3 protein-coding genes are annotated in these 6588 nt (G+C 48.6%); all 3 read left to right on the top strand.

All coding sequences use genetic code 11. The features are described 5' to 3' along the window. Positions 1-71 precede the first annotated feature (71 nt). The 3 genes from ubiD to AAC007_RS14835 all read left to right on the top strand — a co-directional run bounded on the left by ubiD (position 72) and on the right by AAC007_RS14835 (position 6052). Positions 72-1535 (top strand): 4-hydroxy-3-polyprenylbenzoate decarboxylase, encoded by a 1464-nt coding sequence (gene ubiD / locus AAC007_RS14825; RefSeq protein ID WP_339677809.1) that lies wholly within the window; start codon positions 72-74, stop codon positions 1533-1535. Between the two features lie 1275 nt (positions 1536-2810). Further along, positions 2811-4910: a TonB-dependent receptor gene (locus AAC007_RS14830; protein ID WP_339677810.1), complete on the top strand. Its 2100-nt coding sequence runs from the start codon at positions 2811-2813 to the stop codon at positions 4908-4910. Positions 4911-4924: 14 nt separating this feature from the next. After that, positions 4925-6052, top strand: a complete 1128-nt coding sequence (locus AAC007_RS14835; RefSeq protein ID WP_339677812.1) for a PepSY-associated TM helix domain-containing protein — start codon at positions 4925-4927, stop codon at positions 6050-6052. Positions 6053-6588 lie beyond the last annotated feature (536 nt).

Here is a 6588-nt window from a genome sequence, read left to right on the forward strand (position 1 = left end):
TTTGATAGTATGAAACTGAGGCCGCTCCCAGCAGCCTCAGACACCCGACTTCCGACATCAGACCTTCCTTTATGTATAAAGACCTCAGAGAATTCATCCGGCATTTAGAAAAACAAGGTGAGCTAAAACGTATTAGCCACCCCGTTGATCCCAATCTGGAAATGACCGAGATCTGCGACCGCGTTTTGCGCGCAGGTGGGCCTGCCCTGTTATTCGAAAACCCTATTGGCTACAGCATTCCGGTATTGGCGAATTTATTCGGCACCGAAAAACGCGTCGCCATGGGTATGGGTAAAGACGACATTAAGGCCCTGCACGAGGTCGGCGAATTACTCGCTTTTCTGCGCCAACCAGATCCACCAAAAGGCCTGCGCGACGCGTGGAGCAAGCTACCGGTATTCAAACAAGTTTTGAATATGGGGCCGAAAATGGTGAACAACGCCCCCTGCCAAGAGTGCCTAATTGAAGGCGACGCGGTTGACCTACATACATTACCAATTCAAACCTGCTGGCCAGACGACGCCGCGCCGTTAATTACTTGGCCTCTGGTAATTACCCGTGGACCAAATAAAGAACGCCAGAACCTCGGCATTTACCGCATGCAGCTTATCGGCAAAAACAAGCTGATAATGCGCTGGCTTTCACATCGCGGCGGCGCACTGGATTTCCAGGAGTTTAAAGCCAGCAACCCTGGTGAAAAATTTCCAATATCGGTTGCGCTTGGCGCCGATCCGGCTACGACCCTAGGCGCGGTTACGCCGGTGCCCGACTCACTGAGCGAATATGCCTTTGCAGGATTACTGCGCGGCAGCAAGACCGAACTCACCAAAAGCTTGAGCAATGATTTACAGGTACCCGCGACCGCAGAATTTATTCTAGAGGGTTATATCGACCCCGAAGAAATGGCCGACGAAGGCCCCTACGGCGATCACACTGGCTACTATAATGAAGTAGATAGCTTCCCGGTATTTACCGTCACCCACATCAGCCATCGCAAAAAACCGATCTATCACAGCACCTATACCGGCCGGCCACCGGATGAGCCCGCCGTACTCGGCGTCGCCTTGAATGAAGTGTTAGTCCCGCTGCTGCAAAGGCAATTCCCAGAGATAGTCGACTTTTATCTGCCACCGGAAGGCTGCTCCTATCGCATGGCCGTGGTGACGATTAAGAAACAATATCCAGGTCACGCCAAACGCGTCATGTTTGGGGTTTGGTCGTTTTTACGGCAATTTATGTACACCAAGTTTGTGATTGTTTGCGACGACGACGTCAACGCTCGAGACTGGAACGACGTTATCTGGGCCATCACAACCCGTATGGATCCCGCACGCGATACCGTACTCGTCGAAAATACCCCGATCGACTATCTCGACTTTGCCTCACCTGTTTCGGGTCTAGGCTCCAAAATGGGAATGGACGCCACCAATAAGATGGGCGGTGAAACCGCCCGCGAGTGGGGCAGACCCATTGTGAAGGATCCTGCCGTTATTCAGAAGATAGATGATATTTGGGATCAGCTGGGATTGAGCTAAGCTTCTAGCTCAGCGCGCCCATTCGATCCCAAGCTCCGCACAACAGAAACTTTTCGTAGGAATGGCTTGTTGGTGACGCTGGCGTAATTATTGGTAGGTTTGGAGACGATGCAAAACCTATGGTGAAATTAATTAAAGATGTTGCAGATATTATCTGGAGAACACAGGCTAGCGCTGAAGAGTCGGCAAGTGGTACTACATTGCCACTACTTACAAATGACAACGAGCAAGACGCGTAACTGCTCAAAGAAGATGAGGAGCGACAGGATCAAAGTCTTTGATTTATTATTGATCCTCAATTTAAATTTTGGGGCAGAATAAAAACTCCAAGCGAGTAATTTTGAGACTATAGAATTATTACGGTTATCTGCTAGCTCTTATTTCGCCCTCGTTGGGCGACTTAGTCATTCGGCACTACGTGCCTCACCCTTCGGGTCGCCAAAAAACAGCGATCAATTAAAAAGCAAATTGTCTTTTCTCGGAAAAAGAAGTAAGCAAGAAATCCGCCCGCTATCACTCACCCTTCGGGTACCCTGCGCTCACACAAATCCAATGGGATCGCTGCGGAACTCGCCTTCGGCTCAGACAGTCCTCGCTAACAACATCCCATTGCATTTCTGCGATGCTCGGTGAGTTCAAAAGCGGGATTAACAGCGGTGCCATGTTCTAGTAATTAAATTAAACAGAACCACAAAACTTTCAGCCAACGCCCAAACCCCTTCAGCACCACTGAGCACTGCAGCAAGTAACGGATTAGAGCGAGAAACTGTTTGAGCCGAAGGCGAGTTTTTCTCGCGCCGTTACTTGTGAAGCGCGCAGGGTTTCGATGGCGCTTTTTGCCATCGACGGTGATGCAGGGTGCCTTTTTTCTTTGCTTACTTTCTTTTTGGGCAAGCAAAAAGAAAGTAAGTCGTCCAGAAGGACGAAAAAGTTGCTATCAGTTAAACGCCAGAATTAAGCAATGCCTGTAGCATTCGGGGTCAAATACCATGTCGGACGTCTGACGACAGATACTTAAAAGCATTCGCTCACGCTCACCTGGATATTCGATCGGGGTCGAGTATGACGGGGGGAATTTTGGGCTTTCGATTTAAGGCATATGGATCCCCGATCGGGGTCGGGTACGACGAGTTACTTCCGAGCCACCGCCCTTGCCTGCAAAACCGCTCCAATCACAATTGATAATGATTCTCATAATCTATACAATTAGCGATTATCAAATACCTTCGGTAAGACCGCCTTAACCAGAACTCCAATTTCGAGTAGAAAATCTCCATGACAAATCTCAAGAAATCGCTGTCCTTAACCACCCTCGCACTAATAGCCGCCAGCAGCGCTGCCATCGCCAAAGAGTTCACCGAAGAAATGGTGGTTACGGCCAGCCGCTCGGAGCGACCACTCAGCACCATTGCCAATACCGTTACGGTTATAAACGAGCAAGAGCTGATTAAGCAGATGGGCGTCACTAGTGACATGTCTACCATTCTTGGCAATCTGATTCCTAGCTTCGCACCAAGTCGTCAAAAGATGACGAACGCGGGAGAGAGTCTGCGCGGACGTAAACCGCTATACCTCGTGGACGGTGTACCACAATCCAATCCTCTGCGTGACGGTGGTCGCGACGCGCACACTATTGACCCTCTAATGCTTGAACGAGTAGAAGTTATACATGGCGCTAACGCTATTCACGGTTTAGGTGCCTCAGGCGGCATTATCAATCTCATTACCAAAAAACCGACCGACACTACCGAGCAAAGCATACGCATCGAGTCATTTTTTCAGGAAGAGGACATCAGCGAGAGCCTGGGGTACGGAGTTAATTACAGTGCATCAGGTAGCTGGCGTGACTTTGACGCCCTCGCAAGTATCGGCTACCGAGAAAGTGGCATAGGCTACGACGCCGATGGCAATATTATTGGTTTCGATAATGCCCAAGGCGACACTCTCGACTCCGACATGGCCAACGTGTTTTTAAAAGTGGGTTACGACTGGGAGGAACAGCGACTTGAAATGACCGTGAACCACTATGATATTGCCGGGAACAACGACTGGGTCGGGGTGGACGGCGACATTGATGCAGGTGTTCCAACCACCGCAGAAAAAGGCGATTTACAGGGCGAGCCTGTCAGTAATGAAGTCACCCTACTCAGCTTTAATTATAGTAACGAAACCTTCTTTGGTCACAAGTTGCGTGCGCATTTTTTCACCCAGGAATTTGCAGCGACCTATGGCGGAAGCGCCGCGGGGACTTTCCAAGACCCAGCTATCGGACCATCGGTATTTGATCAGTCGCAAAACAACTCAGAGAAGCAAGGTATTAAGATTACTTTGATCAAAGATGAAATCGCTGGCATGCCACTAAACTTGGTTTACGGCATGGATATTTTTACCGACACTACTTACCAAAAATTAATCACCACTGGTCGCTACTGGGTGCCAAAAACCGAGTACGAAAACTACGCGCCATTCTTACAAGCTGAATATGTCGGTATTCAAAATCTCACGCTTACCGCTGGCGTTCGCCAGGAAAACTCAGAATTAATGGTCGACGATTTCAACACCTTGGCATCATATAACGGCGGCCAATTTGTAGAAGGTGGCAATCCAAAATTCGACGACACCCTATTTAATGTTGGCGCCACCTACAAAATTACTGACAACTGGCGCTTGTTTGGCAATATTTCTGAAGGATTTTCTATGGCGGATGTCGGTCGTGTGTTGCGGGGAATCAATGTCCCGAATCAAAGCGTAGAAACTTTCCTGGATCTAGAGCCCATAATTACTGACAACACAGAGATTGGTGCAGAATATACAAATCGCAATTTCCAAACACAGTTGAGCTATTACCAATCGGACTCTGATTTTGGCCAGCGCCTGGAAGCCGACGCCAATGGCATTTACAGTGTGAAACGCGAACGCACTGAAATCAGCGGTATCGAACTTCGCGCCAGCTGGTTTGCCAGCGATGTGGACACCCTCAATATTCGCATCGCCCGTCAGGAAGGTGAATACGACTCAGACGGCAACGGTAAAGTAGACACCGACCTTGCCGGTGCGAATATCGGCCCGAATCGCGTCAATATTAGCTGGGACCGCGAGTGGACGGACAAACTCAGTTCACGCCTGCAAGTCAGCCAAGTTCAAGACCGCAATTTTAAAAACAGCAGCGGCCAAACCACCACGAAATTTGACGGCTACACCACGGTAGATACCAACCTGGATTACGCTGCAAGCTTTGGAACGATTAGCGTGGGAATACAAAATCTCAACAACGAAGATTATTTCACCTACTATTCACAAACCACTGGATCTAATTCTAGAAACTTTAAAGGCTTGGGACGTAGCGTTAACGTGTCGTTTGCTAAGCAGTTTTAAACATAAATATCGACATGCGCAAAGTTCTATTAAAGCTGCATAAGTACGCCGGATTGATCTTCGGTGTACTACTTAGCCTAATTGGTGTTAGCGGTAGTCTACTGGTATTCGATCACGCTATCGATGAAGCCCTAACACCTGAACTGCGCAGTGATCCATCGACCGTCCTAATAGAGCTAGAATCAGTTATTAACGCCGCAAGAGAAGCGGCACCAAGCGAAGCTACTCTCAGCCGACTTTACCTGTCTCGTGCAGCGGGCAGTCCACATGTCGCCCGCTTTCCCGGCGGCGCAGATGACGGCAAAGCCTTAGAAGTTAGCATCGCTCCAGATTCAGCTGACGTCCTCGCCGTGCGAGTTTGGGGTAACTACCCAATGACATGGCTATATAGTTTTCACCATAGTTTAACCGCTGGCCAAACCGGTAAATACATTGTTGGAACAATGGGTATAGCACTACTTTTCTTTTGTCTCAGTGGCATCGTAATCTGGTGGCCCCGCCGCGGCCAATGGCGCGGCGCGCTGCGTATTGAGCGTCACAAGGGCGCGATGCGATTAAACTACGACCTACACAAATTCATAGGTGTTTTTTTCTCTGTACTGCTGGGCTTATCCGCATTTACAGGTATTGGCTTAATTTTTCATGGCCCGATGGAAGCGGCAGTTAATTTTGTGAGTCCCGTAACCAAACTGCCGTCGCCTAGCTCATCACCGAGAAACAAGATTGAAACCCAAGTGATAAGCGCAGATATCGCCGTCGCAAAAGCATCAGCCATTTTCCCCGGCGCGACCTTAAAACGAATTTACTTACCAAACAGCGACACCGCCAGCTACCAGTTGCTCTTAACCCAAAGCGAAGAGGCGTGGACAAATTACGGTGCTAGCAAGGTGTGGGTAGATCAATACACTGGCGAAGTATTAGCCAGCTGGAACCCACTGACGGCGCCAATGGGTAATAAATTTTTAATCTGGCAATTCCCTTTACACAGCGGCGATGCGCTTGGCTTAGGTGGTCGCTGGCTACTTCTGATTACCGGCATCACGCCCGCCGTTCTATTTGGTAGCGGCATCTATCTATGGTGGAAAAAGCGGCAACGACGTATCTCGAATCAGCGTCGAAACCAGAACAAACTAAGCAACTAAAGCTCTTCACGAAATAGCGAATATTACGCAAGCTTCCCACGCTGCAGGCGAATTCCACACCTGTAAATTATTTGCCTCACCTTAAATGACATTCTGCTCGGCGTGACGCTGTTTTTCACTCGTTGGGAAAACCCAAGACTTGCCGTAGATCAATAAAACATTTCGCAGATTTGGTATCGAAACAAAGGGAATCATTTTGCTAATCTGGATACACAATCCAGGGTCGGGTATCAACAGATACTTATCAAGCCCTCCCTCGTGAGCTCGAAATTTTTTTCCAAAGAGTTTGCCGCTGGCCACTACATGCGCAAACAAAATGTCCTATTAACTGCTGGTGGACTACGCAATTTGGGCTTGATAAAACGACCCTAAGAGTATCATTATATGGGGGTCACTTAATTTAGTGACGGAATGCGAAGGCGTTGCTAGATCTTCGTAATGGAGTTCATATGATGAACATCTCAAATGGAATTGTATAATGTACCCGTGGTGCATTTAGGAAAGGGGTAAGTTACTCACCCTCACAAAGAGGTTAT

The organism is uncultured Zhongshania sp. (genome assembly GCF_963975605.1).
GTDB lineage: Bacteria > Pseudomonadota > Gammaproteobacteria > Pseudomonadales > Spongiibacteraceae > Spongiibacter > Spongiibacter aquimaris.

What these genes read in the sequence shown, in the direction of transcription:
- ubiD (WP_339677809.1), top strand. Translation starts at nt 72, where the DNA reads ATGTATAAAGACCTCAGAGAATTCATCCGGCATTTAGAAAAACAAGGT.
- AAC007_RS14830 (WP_339677810.1), top strand. Translation starts at nt 2,811, where the DNA reads ATGACAAATCTCAAGAAATCGCTGTCCTTAACCACCCTCGCACTAATA.
- AAC007_RS14835 (WP_339677812.1), top strand. Translation starts at nt 4,925, where the DNA reads ATGCGCAAAGTTCTATTAAAGCTGCATAAGTACGCCGGATTGATCTTC.